This is a genomic window from Arthrospira sp. PCC 9901 (assembly GCF_059013425.1).
In genome coordinates this window covers 5,106,614-5,130,647 of sequence record NZ_CP102296.1, presented here as the reverse complement: position 1 = coordinate 5,130,647, position 24,034 = coordinate 5,106,614, and the positions used below count along the sequence as shown (strand labels likewise).

Genomic DNA, 24,034 nt, shown 5'->3' with positions numbered 1-24,034 from the left:
GAGATAAAAATGTGTGTTGACCCTAATTGGATGCCCCTAGATGCAATCATTGATGGGCAACATACGGGGATGAGTGCAGACTTCATGCAATTGTTGAGAGACCGGATTGGCATCCCAATTACGCTGCTTAAAACTCAGACTTGGGTAGAAAGTATTGAGCAATTTAAACAGCGACAATGTGACATTCTCTCCCTAGCTGTGGCTACGCCAGATCGCCTAGAATATGCCAACTTTACGAGACCCCATCTTGAGTTACCTTTAGTGATTGCGACGCGAGAAAGGGAACCGTTTATTCCCGATATCAGGGATGTTCTTAATCACAAAATTGGCATGGTTAAAAGCTACGCTTTTGTAGAAATATTGCGGAACCAATACCCGGATATGCAAATTGTGGAGGTGGCTTCGATTGAGGATGGTTTACAGCAAGTAGAACATGGGCATTTGTTTGGCTATGTGGATGTTTTACCGACGACTTCATATACTATTCAGAAACGATTTCCTTCCCTGAAAATTGCGGGTCGATTTGATAAAATTTTGGCTTTGAGTATTGCGGTTCGTAATGATGAGCCGGAACTTCTGACCATTTTTAAAAAAGCGATCGCTTCTATCGATGAAAAAGCCAGACAAGGCATCATCAACAATTGGATTTCTGTTCGATATGAACAAGGTGTCGATTATCGGGCTATTGGGCGATTTGTATTCATCGGGCTAGGGGTTTTAGCGATTGTTCTGTATCGCCAATATTTACTACAAACTTATAACCGCAAGCTGGAAAAAATCTCGGTTACGGATCCTTTGACAGGCTGCTTCAATCGCCTAAAAATTGAAAAATGCTTGCAGGAACAGGAGTCTCTTTTCCATCGAAACGGACAGAAATTTAGCGTGATTCTCTGTGATATCGATTACTTCAAAAAGATTAACGACACCTTTGGGCATCTCCCGGGAGATGCTGTATTAATCGAAATGGTGGCACTGTTCCATCAAAGACTGAGGAAAACAGATATTTTAGGGCGATGGGGTGGTGAAGAGTTTATCATCATCAGTCCCCAGACTGATTTATGGGGAGCGAAGGCTCTAGCTGAGGCACTACGTCAAGATTTAGCCAGTCACCAGTTTCCCACGGTTGGTTATCAAACGGCTAGTTTTGGGGTGGCTGAATTTCACAGCGGTAATTACTCCATCAGCCATCTAATCAGCCAGGTGGATGAAGCCTTGTACAAAGCGAAAGAAAGAGGTCGTAACTGTGCGATCGCCTATCAACAAAGGCAGGTCATGTAGTCAATGATCATCATCCTGGTGGGGGATGGATAAGTGGCTTTCTTTAGCAGTCGGTACAATATAGCACAGAACAGGCCATCAATAGCCAGAACCCAAATTAGTGGTTGAGCTATAAATGTATGTCACTGGTATTTAAAGGACTTTAATCAATCAATGACTGGCTGAATTCTTGTAAACCTTGATGGTTTAAAATCTGAATTTGCGAACCATTAACTGCAATTAAACCTTTTTGGCTCAATTTAGCAAATGCCCTTGATAGTGTGGCCGGAATAGTTCCTAATAAGGAGGCGAGTTCACCTTTATTTATATCGAGAGTAACCAGACGATCAGTCTCCCTACCAGAATTGATTTGTTGAAAATCGCGATTACTTAAATTTAACAAATAGGCTGCCAATCGCTGTGGGACATCTTGAAATGAGAGAGAATCAATTAAAGAGGTTAATTCTCGCAGATGTTGACAAAGACTGGTCAGTAGATTAACTGAGACAGTAGGAGATTGATGTAGTACCTTTAAAAAAAGTTCACGGGGAAAGAATACTAACTCTGTCGGTTCTAAAGCTGCCGCCGAATTCGGGAAAGGTTGACCATCTAAAGCAGGAACTTCGGCAAAGTAATCTCCGAGTTGGAAGATATGAACAATTTGCTCTTTACCATTGGCCGAAACTTTAAATACTTTAACCTTACCCATTTTCACAATAAAAAAACCTATGGCAGGGTTACCTTGATTAAAAACCATCTCAGATTTGGCAAAGTTTTGAATTTTAGCAATTTGTGTAAAAGGCATTACTTCTGATTCACTTAATCCAGAAAATAGCAATGTTTGAGACAACCAATTATTTAACAACAAGGGATCTATCATGAATAATTAATGATAATTTTAATCTTGAACAAAGTTGATGATATTTGCAATTATCAACATAGTTAATTTGTGAATTTAGACTAGGGAATAAGTGTGAGCATTATTTGATGAGATTATCTCAAGTATAATTGCCGAACTTTGAAGATGTTATGAATTATACCACATCTGTAGCAGAATTATACTATTTTGTGGAAATAAGTTACATGGTGTTAATTGATATATTTTATAATTATATAATTAATTAGGCATTAAAATATACTAGGACATCAACAGGAACATATAAGCCATAATACTTATTATTATCAAAAAATGGTTGAGTAATTGAGGATCACCAGCCACAATTTAAGAATTTCTACAGATGATTTTTGACTTAAGTCAAAGAAATTGATCCGGTTACCATCCTAAATTTAGCTTGACCGGAAGAAAACTTGACATCATGGCAAACCTAACATTAGATAGAGTGACGACTACAGGTGGTTCTTCCAGGCAATTTAGTCTTCCCACCTGGTTGGTGCTAATTTGCATTGTGACGTTCACTGTCCTCATCTCAGCGGGTGCAGCAATTTATAAAAATGCGCCTCCTATACCTGCAACAATTGTTTCTCCACAACAGGAGATGATTCTCAGCCAAGCTGAGATTCAACAGGGTCAAGAAACTTATTTAGCCCGTGGCGGACAGCACATTGGGAGTGTTTGGGGTCATGGGAGTTATCTGGCCCCTGACTGGACAGCAGATGTATTGCACCGTTGGGGATTAGCGACAGCGGGGGTTATTTATAACAGCAATCCTGTTTTTACCCAAGAGGATTTAGAATCGCTACCAGATATCGATCGCGCTACTTTACAAATTCAGGTAGAGAAACAATTTAAAACCAATCGATATGACCCAGAAACCAAGGCTTTAACCTTAACTGAAGCTCAAACCATTGGTTTACAAAAAGTCTTTGAAGACTATCAAACCTGGCTTTCTCAAGGGTCGGTTGTGCATTCTATTCCTAGTGGTTGGTTTACGGATAATACCCAAATCCACAACGTTACCGCATTCTTTGCTTGGACGGCTTGGGCAGCTTCAGCCAATCGTCCCAATGCGCCCTTTTCCTATACGGCGAATTTTCCCCATGATGATCTGATTGGCAATCAAGCCCCGCCTCAGTTTCTGATTTGGTCAATTGTATCAGTGATTGTGTTAATTGCAGCGATCGCCGTATTTCTGTTTATTTATCTCACCCAAGAAGACCCAGAAGAAGTCCAGGTAGTCACAGAACGTCCCAGTATTCGCCTTGCCACCCCTAGCCAAAAAGTGACCACCCTATTTTTTGGGGTCGCCATGGCTCTGTTTTTAGTGCAAATTCTCATGGGGATGGTGACAGCACACTATGCCGTAGAAGGGGATGGTTTTTATGGTGTACCGTTGCAACAGTATTTACCCTATGCAGCCTCTCGGACTTGGCACTTACAACTGGCTGTCTTTTGGATTGCCACTTGCTGGTTAGCAGCGGGACTCTATTTTGCACCCCGATTTGGCAAAAATGAACCACTAGGACAATCCTGGGGGAATGCCGGTTTGCTAACAGCTTTGACCATTGTGGTGGTCGGTTCTCTCATCGGTGCTTGGGCTGGAGTACAAGGGCTTTTAGGAGATAAAAGTTTTTGGTTTGGACACCAAGGCTACGAATATGTCGAACTCGGTCGCCTTTGGCAACTGCTACTAATTGGCGGTATGGTGTTTTGGCTGTGGTTAATGTACCGAGCCTTGAAACCAGCCTTAAAAGCAGAAGGAAGTAAAACCGGACTGAATCACTTTTTCCTATATAGTGCGATTACAATTCCCCTGTTTTATGCCTCGGGGTTAATGTACACCAACCATACCCCTTTGAGCATTGCAGAATATTGGCGTTGGTGGGTAGTTCACCTGTGGGTAGAGGGGTTTTTTGAAGTCTTTGCAACGGTTACAATCGCCTATTTATGCAGTGAACTTGGATTTCTTAAACGTTCTTCAGCCCTGCGAGCAACCTATCTGACTACCATTCTCTATCTCGGTAGTGGGGTAATTGGCACTCTACACCATCTGTATTTTTCGGGAACTCCAGTATTTATTACTGCAATGGGGGCTGTAGCTTCTGCTTTAGAGGTTGTTCCTTTAACCCTGATTGGTTTTGAAGTCGTTAAATCCATTCGACTCTCTCAAGAAGCCCAAGGATTTTATCGAGTTCCCCTCAAATTCTTTATCGGGACTTGCTTCTGGAATTTAGTAGGGGCTGGAGTATTTGGATTTTTGATTAATCCTCCCATTGTCCTCTACTACTCTCAGGGAATTAACACCACTCCCATTCATGCTCACTCGGCGTTATTTGGGGTCTATGGCTCTTTAGCCTTAGCCCTGATGCTATTTGCCTTACGGGAAATTACCCCAGATCATGCTGGGAATGAAAAACTATTTAATTTGTCATTCTGGGGCATTAATATCGGTCTGGTGATGATGATGGTATTTGGCTTGATTCCCAGTGGTTTTTATCAACTGGTACAATCAGTCAATTATGGCACTTGGTACGCCCGCAGTGCTGAGGTGATTAATTCGTCTTGGATGCACTGGACTGTATGGCTAAGGATTCCTGGGGACATTGTTTTTAGCCTAGGTGCTTTACTGATGGTTCTGTGTGTGTTGCGTTCAATTATCGCAATTTTTCAACAACCCACCCAACCCCAACCTGATGCACCTTTAACTGCTGATTATCCTATGTAACCATGATGTATAAAAGATTGAGATTTTACCTCAAACTTATTTTCTGATGAAGCAACGAAAAACCGATGCTAATGTACACATTCACAAGGTAAAAAATGACGACTTTATTTGAAAAGCTGGGCGGTAAGGATGCCGTTAACCTAGCTGTAGACAAGTTTTATGAGCGGGTTTTAAATGACGATCGCATCAAGCATTTCTTTGTTAATACGGATATGAAAAAACAGCGATCGCACCAGAAAGCCTTTCTCACCTATGCCTTTGGTGGCAGCGATAAATATGATGGGCGCTATATGCGGGAAGCCCATAAAGCCTTAGTCGAAGAACAAGGTCTAAGCAGCGAACATTTTGATGCAGTAGCAGAAGACCTAATGGAAACCCTAAAAGAAATGGGAGTTCCTGATGACTTATTAGCAGAAGTTGCCGCTGTAGCCGCGGCCCCGCAACACAAAAAAGATGTCTTAAACCAGTAAGTCAAAAAAACTTAGCCTTTTCCTTTATCCGGGAAAGGCTGGCTTCCCTCTAATCGTCAAAAAAGGAACAAAAGCCATGAATATTCGCGCTCAAATTTCCATGATGTTTCATCTGGACAAGTGCATTGGTTGCCATACCTGTAGCGTTTCCTGTAAAAATATTTGGACCGATCGCCAAGGCCCCGAATATATGTGGTGGAATAACGTAGAAACCAAACCAGGAACAGGTTATCCTACCCAATGGGAAAATCAAGAACAGTATCAAGGAGGCTGGAAAAAACCAGAAGGTAAGGAAAAAATCGAGTTACCTTCCACCAACAAAGTTAAAGGTTTAGCTAATATTTTTCATCAACCCTACTTACCTACTATTGATGATGATTATGAACCTTGGACTTACAAATATGAAGACTTATTTAACGCCCCAGCTAGTGACGATCAACCCACCGCTAAACCCATTTCGCTAATCACTGGAGACGAAATCGATATCAAGGCAGGTCCCAACTGGGATGATGACCTCGGTGGTTCCCCAATTTACGCCAGCAACGACCCCAACCTAGAGGCAATTAGCGAACAAGATCGGCAAACCTTATTTGAAATCGATCGCCTTTTTTTCTTCTATCTTCCTATCTGGTGCATTATATAAACGGGGAGAAGATGGCATGGTTTTAGTCAATCAAAATGTCTGTCGGGGTTGGCGTTTTGGAGTCACCGCCTGTCCCTAAAAAAAAGTTTATTATAACTGGAAATCAGGCAAATCAGAGAAATATATCCTCTGTTTCCCCCGCTTAGAAACGGGTCAACCCCCCGCTTGTTTCCATTCCTGTGTCGGACGCATTCGCTATCTGGGAGTTCTGCTTTATGATGGCGATCGCATTCAAGAAATCGCCTCCTGTGATGAATCAGAATTAGTCACAAAACAACGGGAATTAATCCTCAATCCATTCGCTCCCGAAGTCATTGCCCAAGCCGAAAAAGATGGGGTTAATACTTCAGTCATTGAAGCCGCCCAAAAATCCCCAGTTTAGAAATTCGTCAAAGAATGGAAACTGGCTTTACCTCTGCATCCAGAATTTCGCACCTTACCCATGTTATTCTACGTTCCGCCTTTGCTTCCGGTATTAGGACGGGTAGACAACGGCACCTATAACACCAATAGCGACAACTTTTTTGGCAACTTATAACAGGCTAGAATCCCCATTGAATACTTAGCCAAAATGTTGACAGCCGGAAATAAAGACTTAATTAAAGAAACCTACCGCAAGTTGATTTCTGTACGATTATCTAAACGGTTGCAAGAAGTTGGAGATTTAGATGCTGACAAAGTGCAAGAAGCAATTTCCCAAGCCGGTTTAACCCCTGAAGCGAAGAAATCTATCGCTTGACTTCTCTGGCAACCTGGGACGAACGATTTGTCATTCCTCCCATGCACAGGGAATATGCCATTTCAATGATTGAAGATACTCAACTGCATAAGGGAGAAGTTGGAGTGGGTTTCAGCACCAGACCAGCGAGAGGACTGTCAACCAATTATTAACACTATAACATCAGTATTTCCTGAGAAATTTTCTCCCAGACTCTCTCAGCAAATACATCACTAAATAAGCCAAATCATCAGCATGAATTCATGGGCGAAAGGAAGGAAACCAGAAAACACACCTCACTGCCCAGCTTGATTGTGTGACACAGACTTATCCGAATATTGAGCCATTTTTAGCAGATTTTGTTCAGTTTTTGCAAAATACCCCCACCCCCAACCTAGAAGAAATTTACACCAGCACCTTTGATCTGAATCCAACTTGTTACCCATATCTGGGATATCAACTGTTTGGAGATGGCTATCAACGGGGATAATTCTTGGTTAAATTAAAAGAAAAATACCAGGAACATAACTTTATTGATAACAGTCCAGAATTGCCGAATCATTTAACCATTTTCCGGGAATTCTTGGGTTAGTTAAAACCAGATATCAACTAACTCAACAATTAATTAATGATGGGTTAGTCCCCGCGTTGAAAAAATTAAAGCAGGGTTTAAAGAGCAGAAGCCCTACGGTCAGCTTTCAGAGAGTTTACTGATGATTGTTCAGCCAACTTTAAACCCCGTCACTGAGGTCACTTATTGGGATTACTCATTCCCCAGTCGGTCTGAGCTTGGAATGGCGTACCTTGGCGGTTATATGTCCTATAAGGAACGGGTTTATCCTTGGCATTTTTAACCTTTTTTGGTTTAATCATGTTAATGATTCGCCGAGCATTTCCACCGAGAATTAGGGCGATTACTTCGGTGATGGATGTTGTCCTATTAGTCGGGTTATTTGTGCAAGTTGTTGCCGGAATTTGGACAGCAATATTCTATGGTTGGGGGTCATCCTGGTATGCAGGGGCAGCAGTTCCTTATCTGTGGTCAGTTTTGCAATTTAACCCCAATATTTCCCTAGTCGAAAATTTACCTTTGATGGTCAAAGTTCATATAGTGGGAGCTTTCTCATTGGTAGGATTATTCCCCTTTACTCGGTTAGTTCACTTCCTGTCTTTACCGATTCAATATATCTGGCGATCGCCCCAAGTAGTAGTTGGGAATCAGTCCGTCGGTGCCGTGACTCACTCCGAAAGCAAACTTTAACCAAAAATCCCCTAAAAACAGGAGACTTAAAACTATGTCTCAAGCTAATTCCCATCAAATTCAAGCCCAACAAAACCTCTGGTTAGCCACTCTTGGCTTTGCCGTTTCCTTTGCTTGTTGGGGAATTGAGCCTGTGCCTTGTTGCTCAATATGACCTTTTTGCGTAGTGGCACCATAAACACGCTCACGAATAATTTGCTGATGTATTCTGGAAAAATCAGGGAAATTACAAGGAGTAGCATTCATGTTAAATAAATTTATTAAAGTTTTCCTCATCTCTGCTGTTATCTTTGGGCTGGCAATATTGAACCATACACCCGCAGCCATAGCCGCCGAAAATGGTCAAGTTTGATTTGAACAATCCTGTGGGGGATGTCATACTTTAGATGGCACGGGGAAAGGATTTGCTCCCGACTTACAAGGAGTCACAGAAAACCGCGATCGCCAATGGTTAATTAATTGGATTGCTGAACCGGATAAACTGATCCAAAATGGCGATCCTCTCGCCCAAGAAATTCTCGCCAAATATAATGGCGTTCCCATGCCCAATATAGGATTAACTCTCGAACAAAGCGAAGCAATTGTTGACTATCTGGCTGGAGGAAATCAACACTTTACGGAAGCAAAAAAAGCCGCCCTATTAGCATTTTTTGAACAGCAAAATGCGGTGGTCAATGAACCCGCAGCTACGGAGATTTTTTGCACTTCCTTAACCCATAGTTGGCAATTAGTATTAATGGCTTTAGGAGGTTGCTTAATCTTACTGATTCTGAGTAATTTAACTTGGCGCGATCGCTTTACCGGAGTTCGCAACAAATTAGTCGAAAAATCAATGCAGCATTAAACCCAACCCACTAACTCTGAGTGAGATTTGGGCATAAATTCGGAAAAAAAACGAACCCTGGACTTCTATTATGAATAACCCCTAAAAACGCCGGGAATATCAACAAGCGAGAGGGAAAGGTGGTTTTCGTCGCAGTAGTTGGGATTAAGTGTTAGAAATTATTAGCGCATCCATCACTCATACTGTTAAAAAAGAAGGAGCCGATCGCATCATTGGATTTTCTCCAATTCCCGCCCTGTCTATGTTGAGTTATGCAGCGGGTTCGCGATTTTTGCAACTTTTAGGACTGGTACAATTATCATGGAGAAATTGACCCCTTATTAACCCTACTGGAGAATGGCGATCGCCATTTATCGGTCACCTTTACCGACTTCTCCGATAACGAATCAACTTGCCAACGGGAAGTCCCCGTCAAATATCTAGAAACCGCCAATGGCAGCCTAAAAGTCACCACCATTTATGACCTATTAATGGCGCAATTTGGAGTTACTCGAGGCTTAGGGGGAGACTATCCCGAAAACTATGACGATGAAACCAAACCTTATACCCCCGCATGGCAAGAAAAATTCACAGGAATTGACCGACAAACCGTGATTCAACTAGCCCGTGAATGGGCAGCAAATGCCGAAATTACCGAAGGCAAATCCAGCATTATTATTGGTGCCGGGATTAACCATTGGTATCACAATAATCTCATGTATTGTGCCGCTATTGTCGGCTTAATTCTCTGTGGCTGTGTCGGTCGTAATGGGGGAGGATTAAATCACTATGTGGGACCAGAAAAATTAGCCCCTAATTCTTCTGGGAGTACCCTAGCCTTTGCCTTAGACTGGCAAAAACCACCGCGATTACAAAATACGCCCAATTTCCACTATGTTCATTCCGGTCAATGGCGCTATGAACGGACTCTATTTGAAAGTGTGAATCGGGAGGATCTGCGATCGCTTATCATGAAGAAACCCCCAGGATTTAATCTTCTGGTTAGGGGTCAATAACTACCGATGTGGGGAACGATAGAAGGGACGTTTAACAACCGTTGCGGGGTAGATTTGATTACGGATTTCTACTTCTACTTGGCTGCCGATTTTGGCTAATTCTACGGGAACATAGGCTAAGGCGATCGCCTTTCCCAGGGTAGGCGACATCGTGCCGCTGGTAATTTCTCCCACCACTTCGCCGCCAGCCTTCACAGGATAACCGTGGCGGGCAATATATCGGCCCTGCATTTCTAGCCCCACTAACCGCCTCGATAAACCCCCGGATTTTTGCGCTTCTAGGGACTCACGACCGATAAAGTCCCCCTTCTCATCCCAATGGATTAACCAGCCTAAACCAGCCTCTAAAGGGGTGCTATGGGTATCAATATCTTGCCCATACAAAGCCATTGCCGCTTCTAAACGCAGGGTATCTCTAGCCCCCAAACCACAGGGCGTGGCTCCCACTTCTATTAACTCCCGAAATAGATTTACTCCGGTGTCGGGATTTACCATGACTTCAAACCCATCCTCTCCCGTGTATCCAGTCCGGGCGATAAATGCAGGTTTTCCGAAAAGGGTAGTTTCTATATGTCCAAAATTGGCAACTGCTGATAAGTCCGCTTCTACTAGGGATCCAAGGACAGCTTCCGCTTGGGGTCCCTGGACTGCAATTAATACCTGGCTGCGAGATAGGTCTTCTAGGGCGACTCCGGTTCCTTCCAAATGGGCGACCACCCAAGCCTTATCTCTGGACTTGGTGGCTGCATTAACAATCATCATTCCCCGCTGGTTTCCCGTGGCTGGGTCTAAGCCTTGGTAGTAAAAAATCACATCATCCAATATGCGGCCACTGCCATTTAATAGGACTGTATATTGGGCTTGACCGGGTTGCAGACGACTGAGACTAGAGGGAAATAGGGGTTCGAGGGCATTGATTAGCTGTTCACCTTCGAGGTAAAATTTGCCCATGTGGGAGATGTCAAATAGTCCCACTTGCGATCGCACTGCTTGATGTTCTTGGGTAATACCGGAATACTGAACCGCCATTTCCCAGCCCGAAAAGGGAACCATCCTGCCTTTTAGTTCAACGGATAGGTCATACAGAGGGGTGCGAGTCAGGGTTGGTTTCATTGCCGGAGTCCACGGTAATGGGATAAGGATCTATTTTAAAGCAAACTTTCACAACTGCGATCGCCTCCCTGGAAACTCTCCGTGGTGGACCTGGGCGGTAGGGATGCCACAATTTCCATGAAATCATCCGTATTTTCACGCAATTAAATCGGCAAGTAATTTCCCTAATTAAAATGTTCCCTATTTACAGAAACTTTACAGTAATTTCCCTCACTGCGGTAGCAATCTTTATATAAAACCAGTTATTTTGAAAATGCAAAGGATGAAGAAAAGTTAGCGGGGCTTGAGTTATGAAATCTAATTATGCTAAAACATTAATCGGAAGTGCGATCGCCGCCACCTGCATGATCGCAGCTACTGCTACCACCGCCACGGCTGGACAGTTTCACAATGGCTGGAACTACGGAATTGATGCGAAAGGTGACGGTTCCGGTGGTGCCCAATATGATATCTACGGTATGGCAACCATGCAAACCTCCGATACTATATGGGTTGCCTTAACAGGCGGTACACCATTGGCGGGAGTTGCTGACCGTACAGCAGCGGATGGTAATATTGGCTGGGGTGACTTGTTCTTCAATTTCACCGGAGATGATTTCCTAACCGCCAGCCAAAATAACGCTCTCTTTGGTGTGCGTTTTGCGGGAACCAATGACTCCGGCGCGTCTGAGGTGGGTGTTTATAGCAATGTTCGCGCTAAAAGTGTGACTAGAACTAATAACGGATACAACAGCCTGCAACACTACTACAACTCTGGATTTTATCGCCAGAACACCATGGGTACTGACATCGCTACCAGACAGGAGGCTTACGACTATTTCGGTCAAAGAACTTCTATCGATAACGTGATCGCCTCTGGTAACTTGGTTGGTGGCATTAATATGCACTCCCAACAGGAATTGTTAAATGCTGGCTTAGATTTTGGTAACTTTAACCGAGCGGGAACCCAGACCTTTGGTTTCAGCTTCAGTAAGTCTTTGATTGGCAGTGGTGACTATTTAGCCAGCCTATTCCTAGAATGTGGTAATGATGGTGTAGCCTTGGCGGGAAGTGTCTCTGTCCCGGAACCCGGTACTCTTGCTGGTTTAGCTTTGCTGGGTGTGACTTTCATGGGTAGCAAAGTCCGCAAGGGTCAAAAAGCCTAATCAACGTCAAAATTAAATGGAGTGCGATCGCCATTGCAGCCCCTCGCCCTTTTTGGGAGAGGGGTTTGACGTGAGAAGTCTCAGATCAGATTTAGTCGATCGCATCGGGTTCATTTTCAGGTAAGGTTTGTAGAACAGCGATCGCTTTCTCCAGTAACTCCGCGATGGCTAACCGATATTTTGCCTTGTTCACTGAGATTCACTGAAAATTCATGCACCCGATTGATTGGCTGATTGTCCTAGTTTACCTAATCTTGACCATGGCGATGGGACTCTACCTGTCGCGGAAAGGGTCGAAAAGTTTGGCGGATTTCTTTGTTTCTGGTCGATCGCTTCCCTGGTGGTTAGCTGGTATCAGTATGGCTGCTACTACCTTTTCCATCGATACCCCCCTCTATATTACCGGGGTTGTGGCTAACCGGGGAATTGCCGGAAACTGGGAATGGTGGACCTTTGGCATCTCCCACGTGATTATGATCTACATTTTTGCCAAAATGTGGCGGCGATCGGAAGTTCTCACGGATGCGGAATTGACAGAATTACGCTATGGCGGTGATATGGGCGCAATTTTGCGGGGGGTGAAGGCCTTTATTTTTGCCGTCCCCATGAATTGTATTGCGATCGGTTATGCCATGTTAGCCATGGTTAAGGTGGTTGATGCTTTGGAAATTTGGCAAAGTTTGGGTATTGAGGCGGGAGACAATAACCTTAAACTTTTTAGTGTGGTTGGGGTCAGTATTTTTGTCTTGATTTATGCCGGTTTGGCGGGACTTTGGGGAGTCGTAGCCACCGACTTTTTCCAGTTTTTTCTGGCATTATTTGGGGCGATAGTTGTGGCATATTTTGCCCTGGGAAGTGTCGGGGGGATTCACTCCCTGGTTGAACAGGTGCCGATCGCTTATCCTGACCAAGATATTTTGTCTCTACTTCCCGTTAATTTTGGCGGCGGCGAGGGTTGGATTAGTTTTAGTAAAACGGCGGGAATTACCGCTAGTACATTTTTCGCTTATATCTTTCTTCAGTGGTGGTCTTGGCGACGCAGTGACGGCGGCGGGGAATTTGTCCAACGATTTGCAGCCGCCAAAAATGAAGCCGACGCAGAAAAGGCGGCTTGGACTTTTAATATTATGCACTATGTGATCAGAACCTGGCCTTGGATTTTGGTGGCTTTGGCTTCTGTGGTGCTGTATCCTGATTTAGCCGATAAGGAATTAGGCTATCCTAAGTTAATGTTAGATTTCCTCCCCGTGGGAATTTTGGGGATGGTGGTTGCGTCGTTATTAGCCGCGTTTATGAGTACGGTTTCCACCTCCATTAATTGGGGTGCATCGTTTATTACCAATGACCTCTATTTGCGGTTTGTCAAGCCGACAGCCACTCAAACTGAGTTGGTATTGGTGGGTAGGTTATCGTCGGTTTTAGTCACGGTTTTAGGGGCGATCGCTGCCTTTTTAGCCACGGATGTAGCCACAGTTTTTCGCCTGGTAATTGCCATTGGTACGGGGTCGGGTTTAGTATTAATATTGCGGTGGTTTTGGTGGCGGGTAAATGCGGCGGCGGAATTAAGTGCGATCGTCGGTAGTTTCTTGGTGGGAATGGTCACGAGTCTTTCCCCTTGGTTCAAAATTGAAGACTTTGGTTGGCGGATAATTTTTATCACCATTAGCGTGACTTGTTTATGGGTGATTGTCTTAGTATTAACTCCCCCAGAGTCCGAAACCACCCTAGAAACATTTTATCAAAAAGTGCGACCAGGAGGACCCGGTTGGAGTCGGGAAAGGATGAAAACTGGTTTATTTCCCGCCCAGGATTTAGGCTTAGATTTACAACGGGTTTTAGCCTCTATATTTTTATTGCTGGGGTTACTATTAGCGACGGGAGGATTTCTACTCCTACAACAGGCGATCGCATGGATATCACTAATTGTGGCGGTTATAGGTGGTGTCTGGTTGCGACATTTATCAAGGCTGAAAATTCAACCGACACCCAGACCGGGATTAGATGATCCCATCTAAACTGAGGGCTAGTCATGGTGTGATACGCCTACAAATGGCTGCTATAATAATGCTGGTCAAACATGGCAGTTATAATTTATCATGAGTGCAAATTCTACCAACACCGGAGCCGACGCTATTGATGTGGCGATCGCCCAAGGACTGGATTTTGATGGGAGTCCCATTCCCCCAGAAAAGCTAGAACTATATCATAAAGTGATGGCTTTGGAAGGACAGCGCCAACGCAGTGGGGTTAGTAATACTATGCGATCGCGCATCGTCCGCATTGGAGCGAAACATATCGCCCAGTCGGAACTAAACCAGATGCTAGAAGCGGCAGGTTTTGCACCCCTAAAAGATAAAGAAATCGAGTTTTATTATAACAAATAACCCTCGGGTTTGCTGGCGGCTCATTTCTAATCGCCATGGCTTGACCATTAAATATCTGGTTGGGCTATGGCGATATTAACTCAATCTTTAATTATGCCATATTCCAGAACTTTTGTGAATGGGTAAAACCGATGAAAATTGAATCGATTAACTTGCAGTATTTTAAAAAATTTCGGCACCTGGAGTTGGATTTTACGGACTCGGAAACCGGATTAGCAAAAGATTTGATTGTTTTAATCGGAATGAATGGTGCTGGCAAAACCAGCATTTTACAAGCTATAGCAGCCACTTTAGGGATGGCAACGGGTCGGATCCATCACTTTCATGACTTAAAATGGCTGGGATTTAACTATGAATTATTAGGGAGTAATTGGGGAAAGTTTGAGCCAGGGGTTGCCGTAAAAGTTCAATTTTCATCTCCGGAAATTAAGGCGATTCAAGAGTTTTATCAAAATCTGGAAGGCTCTGGTTATTCTCATGCTCCGGCTCAAGAAAATGTGGTAACTATTAAATGGCGAGATGGACGAGTTCAGGCTGAGACAGCGGCTGAACTTTTCCAATTTAAGGGTAGAGAATATGCCAAAAAATTGGTACGTTCCCACGGATTTAATGTCTTCGAGCGAGTGGGTACAGTGCTGTGGTACACAGAACAAAGAACTTCAACTAGCTTGACTACTGAAGATCCAGATAAAACAGTTGAAATTACCGATGATATTCTGCGCGATCGTTTATCTAAGTGGCGACAGTTTCATCAAGATATTAAATCGGGTAAAATCAAAAATTTACGACCCGGACAAAGAGATTTATATGGGGATCTCGAACGTGCTTATCAAGCTATTTTTCCCGAACGGAGTTTTGAGGGTCCTGTGCTACGAGAGGGAGTAGATGACATTTTAAGTGAGCCTTGGTTTTACCTGTATGATAGTAAGAATCAGTACGAAATTTCGGAAATGTCGGGAGGAGAGCGATCGACTTTTCCCATATTGGTAGATTTTGCTAGTTGGAATATTCATAATTCAGTGATTTTAATTGATGAAATTGAACTGCATTTACATCCGCCTATGCAACAAGCATTACTGAGATCTTTGCCGAAACTTGGGAAAAACAATCAATTTATAATTACTACTCATTCGGATTATATAGAGCAGCTAGTCCCCGATGCAAATATTATCAGATTCGAGATATAGTTATGAGTGTAATTAGTGGTGGAAAAACTATTTTTTGCGAGGGGAAGGAAAGCAGCTTAGATTATCGTTTCCTTAATCGATTAGTTGAGGATATATCAGGCGATCGCCTTTTAATTGACAATCGCCTAAACTGCTGCGAGGTTAACGTTGGGGAGTCCTTTTTACTAACTGGATAAATTCGGATCGATAGCCGTGTAAATCAACTCCTTTGGATGATTCTGCTAATTGTAAGACTTGTGGAAAACTGGAATTTCCGCGATACTGGGAGTTTCTTAACAGCATCCCAAACTCAGCCACAGCCGCCGCAAATCGGAAGTTATCCGAGGTTTGATTCAGGGGAAGACTACGGTTAATTATGGGTTGTTCAATTAACCGGGATTCGGTGTCCGTTGGGGGTTTATAACGGAGTTTCAACCTCATTAATTCATTGCTATTATAGGCTTCTGAACTGACGACATTTTGCTGATAAGTTAACTGATCCACCGCCGGTAAATTTACATCGGATTCTACACCAACGGGGATAATTTCATAAAGGGCTGTTACGGAATGTCCCGCCCCAATTTCTCCCGCATCTTTGGTATCATCATGAAAGTCCTGATTTTCCAGGCGGCGATTTTCATAGCCAATTAACCGATAGGCTTGAACTTGGGCGGGGTTAAACTCTACTTGAATTTTCACATCTTTAGCAATGGTAAATAGGGTTCCGGTTAATTCGGTAGACATCACTTTTTTGGCTTCCATTAGGTTGTCTATATAGGCATAGTTACCATTGCCATGATTCGATAGTTTCTCCATTTTGGAGTCTTTATAATTCCCCATACCGAAGCCTAACACGGTTAAATAAATACCGCGATCGCGATAAGATTCAATCAACCGCACCAATTCCGCATCACTGGATACACCCACATTAAAATCGCCATCAGTAGCCAGAATTACCCGATTATTTTTGGCTTCACTTAGCATCCTGGTAGCTAACTCATAGGCTAATTTAATACCTTCACTGCCAGCGGTTGCACCTTGGGCTTGTAAGCCATCTATGGCGGCGATAATTTTCTGTTTTTCATTACCAGGGGTAGGAGGTAAAACCACACCAGCCGCCCCCGCATAAACAGCGATCGCCACCGTATCCTGTTCGGTGAGTTGGTCAACTAATAACTTAAATCCTTCCTTCAATAGGGGTAGTCTATTGGGCTGATTCATGGAACCAGATACATCCAATAAAAATACCAAATTACTAGGGGGTAATTCCTCGATCGCTAAAGTTTTACCCTGTAACCCAATATGAACTAATTGATGTTGCGGGTTCCAAGGGGCTGAGGATACTTCTGTGGTAACTGAAAAGGGTTCTTCGCCTTGGGGTTGAGGATAATCGTAGGAAAAATAATTAATCAATTCCTCAATTCGGACTGCATCAATGGGCGGACGTTGACGCTGGTTAATAAAGCGGCGTATATTACTATAGGATGCTGTATCAACATCAATCGAGAAGGTAGACAGGGGATTAGCTGCTACTAATTGAAAGTTATTTTCGGCAATTAAATCATAGGTTTCTGTGTTGGGAATTTCGGCATCCAATTCCAGCGGTATTGGTGACGGTGTGGCTGGTGTTAAGCCTGCATCTAAATGGGTTTCCCCTACGGGAGGGGTAGCTAACTCCCGTGGAGGAGACTGTAAGGATCTATTATAGGCATCATCACAGGAGGTAATTAGCAATACTGGTATCAAGCTAATTCCGACTAGCCAAGGTGAAGATTTGCGAGTAATCATTTTGCTGTCATCCTCACTAATTATTAGAGGTTGATAATCAGGCTTAAACCAGCATTATCTGGGGAATCATCACCAGTCAAGGACGAGGTACAGAAGTAGGATTTAGGAGAAACATGGCTCCTTGTTGAGCGATTTCCTCAGATAGATAGATTTGTTTAATGCTGACTAAACCTTCCTGAACGAACATATCCCGCAGCATAGCTTTTTCCCCACTATTAAAAACCTTCTCATAGTAGACTTCCTTAATCCCTGTAGAAATAATCAATTTCAGGCAATAAATACAGGGTTCTAAGGTGACATAAATACTGGCACCAGCGCAGCAAATACCATGTTTGGCGGCTTGAGCGATCGCATTAGCTTCAGCATGAACCGCCCGCGAAGGTAGGGTTTGACTAGCATCACAACTACTAAGTCCAGGATAACAGAAACCCTGGGTAGTACAGTGAACCGAACCGGAGGGGGAACCATTATAACCGGTTGCGAGAATTTGCCTATCTTTGACAATTACCGCCCCCACTGGGAAAGCCAAACAGGTTGATCGGGTGGCTGCTAGTTTAGCAAACATCAAAAAATACTCATCCCAGGTAGGTCTGATGGGGGGTTGGTAATTGGGCGCGATATCTTCCATAACATTAAACCCCGAAACCTGTCGATCCAAATCCATTATAACCCCTAAAGGTTGAATTGAGTTGTTCTACGGCTTCAACTTCGACCCGTACAATTGGCGAGATGACCATCTGGGCGATTTTCATGCCTATTTCTACTTGAAATGAGGTGGTGCCATGATTAATCAAGATCACGCCAATTTCTCCCCGATATCCGCCGTCAATGGTTCCGGGACTATTTAAGACTGTGATTTGGTGTTTGAGGGCTAAACCGCTGCGAGGACGGACTTGGGCTTCGGTGTTGGGGGGAAGGGCGATCGCAATTCCTGTGCGGACTAAATGACTTTTACCAGGGGGGATTTCTATATTTTCCACTGAGAATAAATCCAGCCCGGCATCATCTTCATGGGCATATTTGGGCAAAATGGCTGATGGTTTTAGTTGCTGAACTTCGAGTTTCATGATGGCTATATTTTCCAAGAGTTTAATTCCTAAGTATTGGGGCTGATTGTTGACCAGTTTACTTGACCGGATAACTTAGGGAGCGAGTCGGCTTTTACCGAGGCGATTTTTTTGATACCATTGGGCAATGGCTGGAGTCCATTCTTGTAGATGCGGCCACATCAAATCACAGAGTTTTTGGATTTCTAGTTGAGCGTCTTTTTTATAGCGCAAATCCAGAAAATGTAGAAGCGATCGCAAATTGAAACTCACGACAAAATGCTGTCGGTAGTCAAAGGGAATTTTACCCCTAGCGTGTTCTTCTGACAAACCATTATCTAAATCGGCTTTATAGCGTTTAGCTGCTTCTAAACACCAGTCTAAATCAGCTTGTCGCTGTTGGGGGGAATAATAGTATTTTTTTCCTTGGCGGTCTGTGTAGTCTCCTACTGGACGCAAATAAAAGATATCTTCCAAGTCTTTTTTGTTTTCGGCAAGTTCAAGGATCTGATTTCCCGTATACCGATAAGAATTGTGAACCACAATCCCATTAGCCACGAAATTATGCCAGGGTCCTTCAACCTCCAGATCATAAGTCATTTGTTTTCCAATATATTCGATTTGAGTGACTTTGACCGGATGTGCTTTGAGTTTTCTACCAGTAGGTTTGGGTTTGCTTTTCCAATCTTTTACTGTCAGCATTGGGTGGTAAGATTTGGCAAATTCAGCCTCTTGATTTTGCTGATGAATGTATTCATGACATTCTTTACACAAAGTCACCAAGTTATCGAATGAATAAGCCCGAGATTGATCGGCGAAAATCGGCACTAAATGATGGGCATGAAGGACACCGCCACGAGTTCCACATCTCTGACAAATATAATTAAACTTCTCATGCACTTGCGGGGCAATATCTCTCGTCCATGCACCAATCAATTCTCTTTCGGTAGATACGCCTCCCTTCCAGAAATTAGATTCTTCTCCTTTTTTGGTATATTTTTTGGCGTTTTCTTGGCGCTGGCGACGACTGTCTTCTGAAAGGTTCAAATGATAACCGTATCTACCTTTATTCCAAGGCTTGTTTGAACCTTGGGGTCTTTTATTCAAATTCAAGCCATATTTGTAGATCCACTTTTTGATACTTTCTACAGAACATCCTGCTAATTCTGCCATTTGATTAGCATAAAGTCCTTCTTTCAATCGCTCTTCAAGCCAATCTTGATCGCGATATATACCCGCACCCACAATTGTTTTTAACCCTTTTTTGTATCCCGGCACTATCTGAATATTATGCCGTTTTGCCCACAAACGAATTGTGGCTTCTGAAACACAACACATCTCAGCAATTTCCCGGACGGTGAAGCCTTGATTTGCCTGAAAATCTAACCAATTTTTGTGCGTATAAAGCGCCTCATTTCTCACGACTCCATTGCACATCAACTCGCCATCTTTTGTCATCGCCAAAACTTCGTGATTTTCGTCAACTATCAAACCCAAAGCATCGCCCATGGTCTGCCAACCTGCACTGGTTAAGAGACGGTGATTGATGGTACAATTTAGGGTTTTTCCATCCGCAAGGGTCAGCCGATAGACGGGTTGCAAACCACTACACATCACATTATTGACATGACCGATTTGGAAAGTTCCGGTTTCCTCATTCAGAACCCGCAGGGACATTTTCTGAATCCGTTTCTTGCCATCGCGACGGTATTCTCCCGGGGGTTCGCCGTTGCGACCGATAATTTGGCGAGTCCGAATCGCTTTTTCTCCATTTTCCCAAACATCATATAAATCGGCAATTTTGATTTTTCTCAAACTGCCACTGGCTTGAATAAAGGTGACTTCTGTATCACCATCTAAACATTGGACATCGAAGGAAATTCCCACGCGATGAGTACGTGCTTGCTGCATCACACTATGGGGAAAATAGCCACAGTTAAATGTGATGCTAGGATGTTCTAAGGGGCCGTAGTGTCCACGCTCCCCTGCTAGTAGACGCTTAACAATTATCTCCCCCGCTTCCAATTCTGACGGCCAATGGCTTCTACCATCAAAAACAAACTTGTCTGTATAGTCCTGGTGCATCGCTGCATAAATTACCTGTTGCGGGTTGTGGGTTTTAGCGATGACTTCAACTCGGAACCGATCCATTATGATTAAAAAAAACGCCTCTATCTATTAAACCCTAGAATGGCAACTATGCAGTTATCAAAACGATTTACCCAGGCTGTGACCTACGCGACGGAATTACACGCTAATCAGGTTCGCAAGGGGTCTGGGGTTCCTTATGTGGCGCATTTGTTGGGGGTGGCGAGTTTGGCCCTAGAATATGGGGCCGATGAGGATGAAGCGATCGCCGCCTTACTTCATGATGCGATCGAAGACCAAGGGGGAGTGAAGACGGAAAAAGAAATCCGGCGTAAATTTGGCGATCGGGTCACGGAAATTGTGAAAGGCTGTACAGATAACCATCAGACCCCATTACCACCTTGGCGGGAACGTAAACAGGCTTATATTGCACATATTCCCACGGCTTCGGCTTCTGTGCAGTTAGTGTCTGCTTGCGACAAACTTCACAACGCCCGTTCGATTTTAAAAGATTATCGAGAAATTGGAGAGCAATTATGGGATCGCTTTAGTGGCAAGCGGGACGGTACGCTGTGGTATTATCGATCATTAATAACTGCTTTTCGTGCTGGGGGACTAACGCCCTTGGTAGATGAATTAGATCGGGTGGTTTCAGAACTTGAACGGCTAGTTAAAGCAAATTAAACCCTAATTTACTGGAAAGCTAATGGCAACTGTTCGTTTGGAAAATATTACCCGTAGTTATGATAGCGCTACGGCGATTGAGGGGATTAGCCTAAATATTCCTGATGGTCAGTTTTGGGTGTTGGTAGGACCTTCGGGCTGCGGTAAATCAACGATTTTGCGGACAATTGCGGGTTTAGAAAAAGCTACCAGTGGCGATATTTATATAGGCGATCGCTTAGTTAATGACATTATGGCACGCGATCGCAATGTGGCTATGGTATTTCAGAATTACGCCCTTTATCCGCATTTGACGGTCGCAGAAAACCTGGCTTTTGGTTTAAAAATGCGGGGGACTGATAGCACTAAGATAGAACAACGGATTCAGGAAGTAGCGCGATCGCTATCTATTGAACATCTGTTAAGCCGCAAACCTAAACAATTGTCGGGGGGTCAACAGCAACGGGTGGCTTTAGGTAGGGCGATCGCCAGGGAACCTGATGTGTTCCTTTTAGATGAACCTCTATCTAATTTAGACGCACAATTACGAGACGATACACGCGCGGAACTGAAGCAACTTCACCAGCGCCTAGGAATTACCACAATTTATGTGACTCATGATCAGGTTGAGGCTATGACCTTAGCCGATCGGATTGTGATTTTAGAACAAGGTCGTATCCAACAGGTCGGGACTCCTCAACAGGTTTACAGTAAGCCTGCTAATAGGATGGTTGCCACTTTTTTGGGTAATCCTCCCATGAATATTATCCCGGCTACCTATGGTAATAGTTTATTTTGGGTGGGTAGTCAATCGGTGGCTTGTCCGATGGTTATTCGGGAGAAAATACACCCCCAGGAAGGACAGAGATTTGAGTTAGGAATTAGACCGGAACATTTACAATTAAACCTCAGCGAGTCGGAAACTGATCCGGTTGAAAAAGATGTTTGGGCTTTGGATAAAGTCCCTCTGGAATTAGAAGTTAGTGTGGTTGAACCCCTAGGACGGGAAACTTTAGTGAGGGCTACCTGGCCATCGAATGACCCGAAAACTGTGCAGGGAAACATATTACAATTGATGGCTTCCCCCAGTGTGCGTGTGCGTCCTGGCGATCGCATTCCAGTCACCCTAGATTTAAACTATTTAATGATTTTTGACCCGGCTACTGGGAAAGTTTTATAATCAATCATCATCGGTGGCTCGCAGACTAGAGGCGATCGACCTCCAATTGTCGTTGCTATAATGGTTAAATATCAACCACTATCAACCCCACGGAGGAATTTTTTATGGATACTCAGAAAATTATCAACAATCCTGAATCGAATCGGGAAGATAATCAGGTTTCGATTCAAGAACAATTCCATCAAGAAATTGAACAAACCCCCGATGAAATTTTAGCGATCGCTTTAGAATTTCTACTATTTATGAGGTCTCGCGCCTCGGATTCATCGCGATCGACAGCAGCATCAATCCTTAAAACTCTGGAAAAAATTGGTCAATGGGAAGGAGATGACTTGGAGGAATGTTTAGAGTTAGTCCATACATCTCGTGGTCAATTATATATTTCCACTGATGACACAGATACTCAAGCATTGAAAGCAGACTAACAGATTATATGTATTTATTAGATACCAATCACTGTAGTTTAGCCATGAATCATCAACCGGATATTATGGCTAGGTTAGCAGAACTTTATCAGTCCCAAATTTGTACTTGTGTGATTGTACAAGCCGAGTTAATTTATATGGCGGAGAATTCTCGACAGCGAGACAATAATCTGAATCGGGTAATCGAGTTTTTGCAAAATATTTTGATTTACGAAATTGATTCAAAGACTGCCGAAATTTATGGCTCATTTCAAGCAGATTTGATGAACAATTTTGGACCAAAAGAGAAAAATAAACGCCGTAAAACTCGACTGATTGATATTGGAGTCAGTCAACACGACTTATGGATTGCTTCAATTGCATGGCAACACAATCTGATTTTAGTTTCAGCAGATAGTGACTTTCAACGAATCCAAACGGTGCGGGATTTGACTGTGGAAAGTTGGTACAGACCAACTAACTAAACTTGAGGCGATCGCCTGCTCTATGTGGTCGGCTTAACCTAGTCAAATCGACCATTAGGTGGCTGAAATAAGACGCTGTAAATAGGGGATTATAGGGGATTATGACCAGCATATTGACATCAAAAACTGCCCCAATGATGATGAGGGAATGACTAAGTAATAAGCTACCCGATGACCTAGTTTTGTTAGGTTACTTACTAAAAATAACCATCACCCAACTTGGCTTATATCTGCTGGAATAAGTAATTCATGGCTTCCCCCTGTGTGTGCGTCATGGCGATCGCATTCCAGTCACCCTAGATTTAAACTATATCGGTGGCTCGCAGACCAGAGGTGATCGACCTCCAATTGTCGTTGCTATAATGGTTAAATATCAACCACTATCAACCCCACGGAGTAATTTTTTATGGATACTCAGAAAATTCTCAACAATCCTGAATCGAATCGGGAAGCTAATCAGGTTTCGATTCAAGAACAATTCCATCAAGAAATTGAACAAACCCCCGATGAAATTTTAGCGATCGCTTTAGAATTTCTACTATTTATGAGGTCTCGCGCCTCGGATTCATCAACGGAAAAAACGACAAAGGACGCATCAGAAACATCTAACAAACTGTCTCAATTACCTTATCGTCAAGCGTCCGGAAAATCTCTAGTAGATTACCAAGGAGAATGGGTAGGAGATGATTTTGAAGAATGTCTGCGACTGGTTTTAGATAGCCGTAGCCAGGTCAATTTATCCAACCATCAGCCATTTTAAA

Annotated in this window: 27 protein-coding genes and 1 pseudogene; 21 read left to right on the top strand and 7 right to left on the bottom strand. The window is 43.4% G+C overall.

What is annotated here, in order from left to right; all coding sequences use genetic code 11:
• The first annotated feature begins 9 nt into the window (after positions 1 to 9).
• Positions 10 to 1,278, top strand: coding sequence for a diguanylate cyclase (locus NLZ44_RS22800; RefSeq protein WP_493751253.1), 1,269 nt, complete (start codon positions 10 to 12; stop codon positions 1,276 to 1,278).
• Between the two features lie 142 nt (positions 1,279 to 1,420).
• On the opposite strand, the gene NLZ44_RS22795 is transcribed toward NLZ44_RS22800, so the two are convergent.
• Positions 1,421 to 2,137: a Crp/Fnr family transcriptional regulator gene (locus NLZ44_RS22795; RefSeq protein ID WP_315638675.1), complete on the bottom strand. Its 717-nt coding sequence runs from the start codon at positions 2,135 to 2,137 to the stop codon at positions 1,421 to 1,423.
• Between the two features lie 436 nt (positions 2,138 to 2,573).
• On the opposite strand from NLZ44_RS22795, the gene NLZ44_RS22790 reads away from it, so the two are divergent.
• From NLZ44_RS22790 to NLZ44_RS22780, 3 genes are all read left to right on the top strand, one after another.
• Entirely contained in the window at positions 2,574 to 4,880 is a 2,307-nt protein-coding gene (locus tag NLZ44_RS22790) for a nitric-oxide reductase large subunit (protein WP_493751252.1), read from the top strand.
• Positions 4,881 to 4,975: 95 nt separating this feature from the next.
• Positions 4,976 to 5,350 (top strand): group I truncated hemoglobin, encoded by a 375-nt coding sequence (locus NLZ44_RS22785; protein ID WP_315638679.1) that lies wholly within the window; start codon positions 4,976 to 4,978, stop codon positions 5,348 to 5,350.
• A gap of 76 nt (positions 5,351 to 5,426) precedes the next feature.
• The gene (locus NLZ44_RS22780; protein ID WP_111890745.1) at positions 5,427 to 5,993 is read left to right on the top strand and encodes a nitrate reductase subunit beta; all 567 of its coding nucleotides are present in this window, start codon (positions 5,427 to 5,429) and stop codon (positions 5,991 to 5,993) included.
• A gap of 231 nt (positions 5,994 to 6,224) precedes the next feature.
• On the opposite strand, the gene NLZ44_RS22775 is transcribed toward NLZ44_RS22780, so the two are convergent.
• Complete coding sequence (locus tag NLZ44_RS22775; protein ID WP_321176516.1) at positions 6,225 to 6,347, bottom strand: hypothetical protein; 123 nt, start codon at positions 6,345 to 6,347, stop codon at positions 6,225 to 6,227.
• Between the two features lie 217 nt (positions 6,348 to 6,564).
• Between NLZ44_RS22775 and NLZ44_RS22770 the strand changes: the two genes are divergently transcribed.
• From NLZ44_RS22770 to NLZ44_RS22740, 7 genes and pseudogenes are all read left to right on the top strand, one after another.
• Positions 6,565 to 6,732 carry a hypothetical protein gene (locus NLZ44_RS22770; protein ID WP_006621978.1) on the top strand — a complete coding sequence of 56 codons (168 nt, stop codon included), beginning with the start codon at positions 6,565 to 6,567 and terminating at the stop codon, positions 6,730 to 6,732.
• 295 nt (positions 6,733 to 7,027) lie between these two features.
• Positions 7,028 to 7,201 carry a Nitrate reductase, delta subunit (fragment) gene (locus NLZ44_RS22765; RefSeq protein WP_008056631.1) on the top strand — a complete coding sequence of 58 codons (174 nt, stop codon included), beginning with the start codon at positions 7,028 to 7,030 and terminating at the stop codon, positions 7,199 to 7,201.
• Between the two features lie 351 nt (positions 7,202 to 7,552).
• Positions 7,553 to 7,972 (top strand): respiratory nitrate reductase subunit gamma, encoded by a 420-nt coding sequence (locus NLZ44_RS22760; protein ID WP_006621976.1) that lies wholly within the window; start codon positions 7,553 to 7,555, stop codon positions 7,970 to 7,972.
• A 412-nt stretch (positions 7,973 to 8,384) separates the two neighbouring features.
• Positions 8,385 to 8,510 (top strand): annotated as a pseudogene (locus NLZ44_RS22755) (hypothetical protein); the annotation flags it as partial.
• A gap of 3 nt (positions 8,511 to 8,513) precedes the next feature.
• Positions 8,514 to 8,816, top strand: a complete 303-nt coding sequence (locus tag NLZ44_RS22750) for a hypothetical protein (RefSeq protein WP_046321145.1) — start codon at positions 8,514 to 8,516, stop codon at positions 8,814 to 8,816.
• 148 nt (positions 8,817 to 8,964) lie between these two features.
• Complete coding sequence (locus NLZ44_RS22745) at positions 8,965 to 9,129, top strand: molybdopterin-dependent oxidoreductase (protein WP_008056625.1); 165 nt, start codon at positions 8,965 to 8,967, stop codon at positions 9,127 to 9,129.
• A gap of 157 nt (positions 9,130 to 9,286) precedes the next feature.
• Complete coding sequence (locus tag NLZ44_RS22740) at positions 9,287 to 9,811, top strand: molybdopterin-dependent oxidoreductase (RefSeq protein ID WP_006668909.1); 525 nt, start codon at positions 9,287 to 9,289, stop codon at positions 9,809 to 9,811.
• Here NLZ44_RS22740 and gcvT read toward each other — a convergent pair whose 3' ends face one another.
• On the bottom strand, positions 9,812 to 10,924 hold the full coding sequence (gcvT, locus tag NLZ44_RS22735) for a glycine cleavage system aminomethyltransferase GcvT (protein WP_493751251.1): 1,113 nt from the start codon (positions 10,922 to 10,924) through the stop codon (positions 9,812 to 9,814). It abuts the gene before it with no gap.
• Positions 10,925 to 11,214: 290 nt separating this feature from the next.
• On the opposite strand from gcvT, the gene NLZ44_RS22730 reads away from it, so the two are divergent.
• From NLZ44_RS22730 to NLZ44_RS22710, 5 genes are all read left to right on the top strand, one after another.
• Complete coding sequence (locus NLZ44_RS22730; protein WP_493751250.1) at positions 11,215 to 12,069, top strand: PEP-CTERM sorting domain-containing protein; 855 nt, start codon at positions 11,215 to 11,217, stop codon at positions 12,067 to 12,069.
• 212 nt (positions 12,070 to 12,281) lie between these two features.
• A complete protein-coding gene (locus NLZ44_RS22725; RefSeq protein ID WP_008056610.1) occupies positions 12,282 to 14,084 on the top strand; it encodes a sodium:solute symporter family protein in 1,803 nt (600 codons plus the stop codon).
• Positions 14,085 to 14,165: 81 nt separating this feature from the next.
• Positions 14,166 to 14,453: a small RNA NsiR4-regulated ssr1528 family protein gene (locus NLZ44_RS22720; protein WP_006621964.1), complete on the top strand. Its 288-nt coding sequence runs from the start codon at positions 14,166 to 14,168 to the stop codon at positions 14,451 to 14,453.
• Positions 14,454 to 14,584: 131 nt separating this feature from the next.
• On the top strand, positions 14,585 to 15,640 hold the full coding sequence (locus tag NLZ44_RS22715; RefSeq protein ID WP_046321136.1) for an AAA family ATPase: 1,056 nt from the start codon (positions 14,585 to 14,587) through the stop codon (positions 15,638 to 15,640).
• 2 nt (positions 15,641 to 15,642) lie between these two features.
• The gene (locus NLZ44_RS22710; RefSeq protein ID WP_006621962.1) at positions 15,643 to 15,816 is read left to right on the top strand and encodes a hypothetical protein; all 174 of its coding nucleotides are present in this window, start codon (positions 15,643 to 15,645) and stop codon (positions 15,814 to 15,816) included.
• Here NLZ44_RS22710 and NLZ44_RS22705 read toward each other — a convergent pair.
• The 4 genes from NLZ44_RS22705 to NLZ44_RS22690 all read right to left on the bottom strand — a co-directional run bounded on the left by NLZ44_RS22705 (position 15,782) and on the right by NLZ44_RS22690 (position 20,604).
• Positions 15,782 to 17,407, bottom strand: coding sequence for a vWA domain-containing protein (locus tag NLZ44_RS22705; protein WP_493751249.1), 1,626 nt, complete (start codon positions 17,405 to 17,407; stop codon positions 15,782 to 15,784). The two genes, NLZ44_RS22710 and NLZ44_RS22705, sit on opposite strands and share 35 nt — an antisense overlap.
• A gap of 76 nt (positions 17,408 to 17,483) precedes the next feature.
• Complete coding sequence (locus NLZ44_RS22700) at positions 17,484 to 18,071, bottom strand: deoxycytidylate deaminase (protein WP_008056603.1); 588 nt, start codon at positions 18,069 to 18,071, stop codon at positions 17,484 to 17,486.
• Entirely contained in the window at positions 18,040 to 18,474 is a 435-nt protein-coding gene (gene dut / locus NLZ44_RS22695; RefSeq protein ID WP_111890751.1) for a dUTP diphosphatase, read from the bottom strand. Before dut ends, NLZ44_RS22700 begins: the two co-directional genes overlap by 32 nt.
• A gap of 75 nt (positions 18,475 to 18,549) precedes the next feature.
• Entirely contained in the window at positions 18,550 to 20,604 is a 2,055-nt protein-coding gene (locus tag NLZ44_RS22690; protein WP_493751248.1) for an FAD-dependent thymidylate synthase, read from the bottom strand.
• A gap of 48 nt (positions 20,605 to 20,652) precedes the next feature.
• Between NLZ44_RS22690 and NLZ44_RS22685 the strand changes: the two genes are divergently transcribed.
• From NLZ44_RS22685 to NLZ44_RS22665, 5 genes are all read left to right on the top strand, one after another.
• Positions 20,653 to 21,225, top strand: a complete 573-nt coding sequence (locus tag NLZ44_RS22685) for an HD domain-containing protein (protein ID WP_174447131.1) — start codon at positions 20,653 to 20,655, stop codon at positions 21,223 to 21,225.
• Between the two features lie 22 nt (positions 21,226 to 21,247).
• Positions 21,248 to 22,384, top strand: a complete 1,137-nt coding sequence (locus tag NLZ44_RS22680; RefSeq protein ID WP_006621955.1) for an ABC transporter ATP-binding protein — start codon at positions 21,248 to 21,250, stop codon at positions 22,382 to 22,384.
• Positions 22,385 to 22,488: 104 nt separating this feature from the next.
• Positions 22,489 to 22,809 (top strand): hypothetical protein, encoded by a 321-nt coding sequence (locus NLZ44_RS22675; protein WP_315638716.1) that lies wholly within the window; start codon positions 22,489 to 22,491, stop codon positions 22,807 to 22,809.
• Between the two features lie 8 nt (positions 22,810 to 22,817).
• Positions 22,818 to 23,273, top strand: coding sequence for a type II toxin-antitoxin system VapC family toxin (locus tag NLZ44_RS22670; protein ID WP_008052923.1), 456 nt, complete (start codon positions 22,818 to 22,820; stop codon positions 23,271 to 23,273).
• A gap of 406 nt (positions 23,274 to 23,679) precedes the next feature.
• Positions 23,680 to 24,033, top strand: a complete 354-nt coding sequence (locus tag NLZ44_RS22665; RefSeq protein ID WP_111894018.1) for a hypothetical protein — start codon at positions 23,680 to 23,682, stop codon at positions 24,031 to 24,033.
• The last annotated feature ends 1 nt before the right edge of the window (position 24,034 follow it).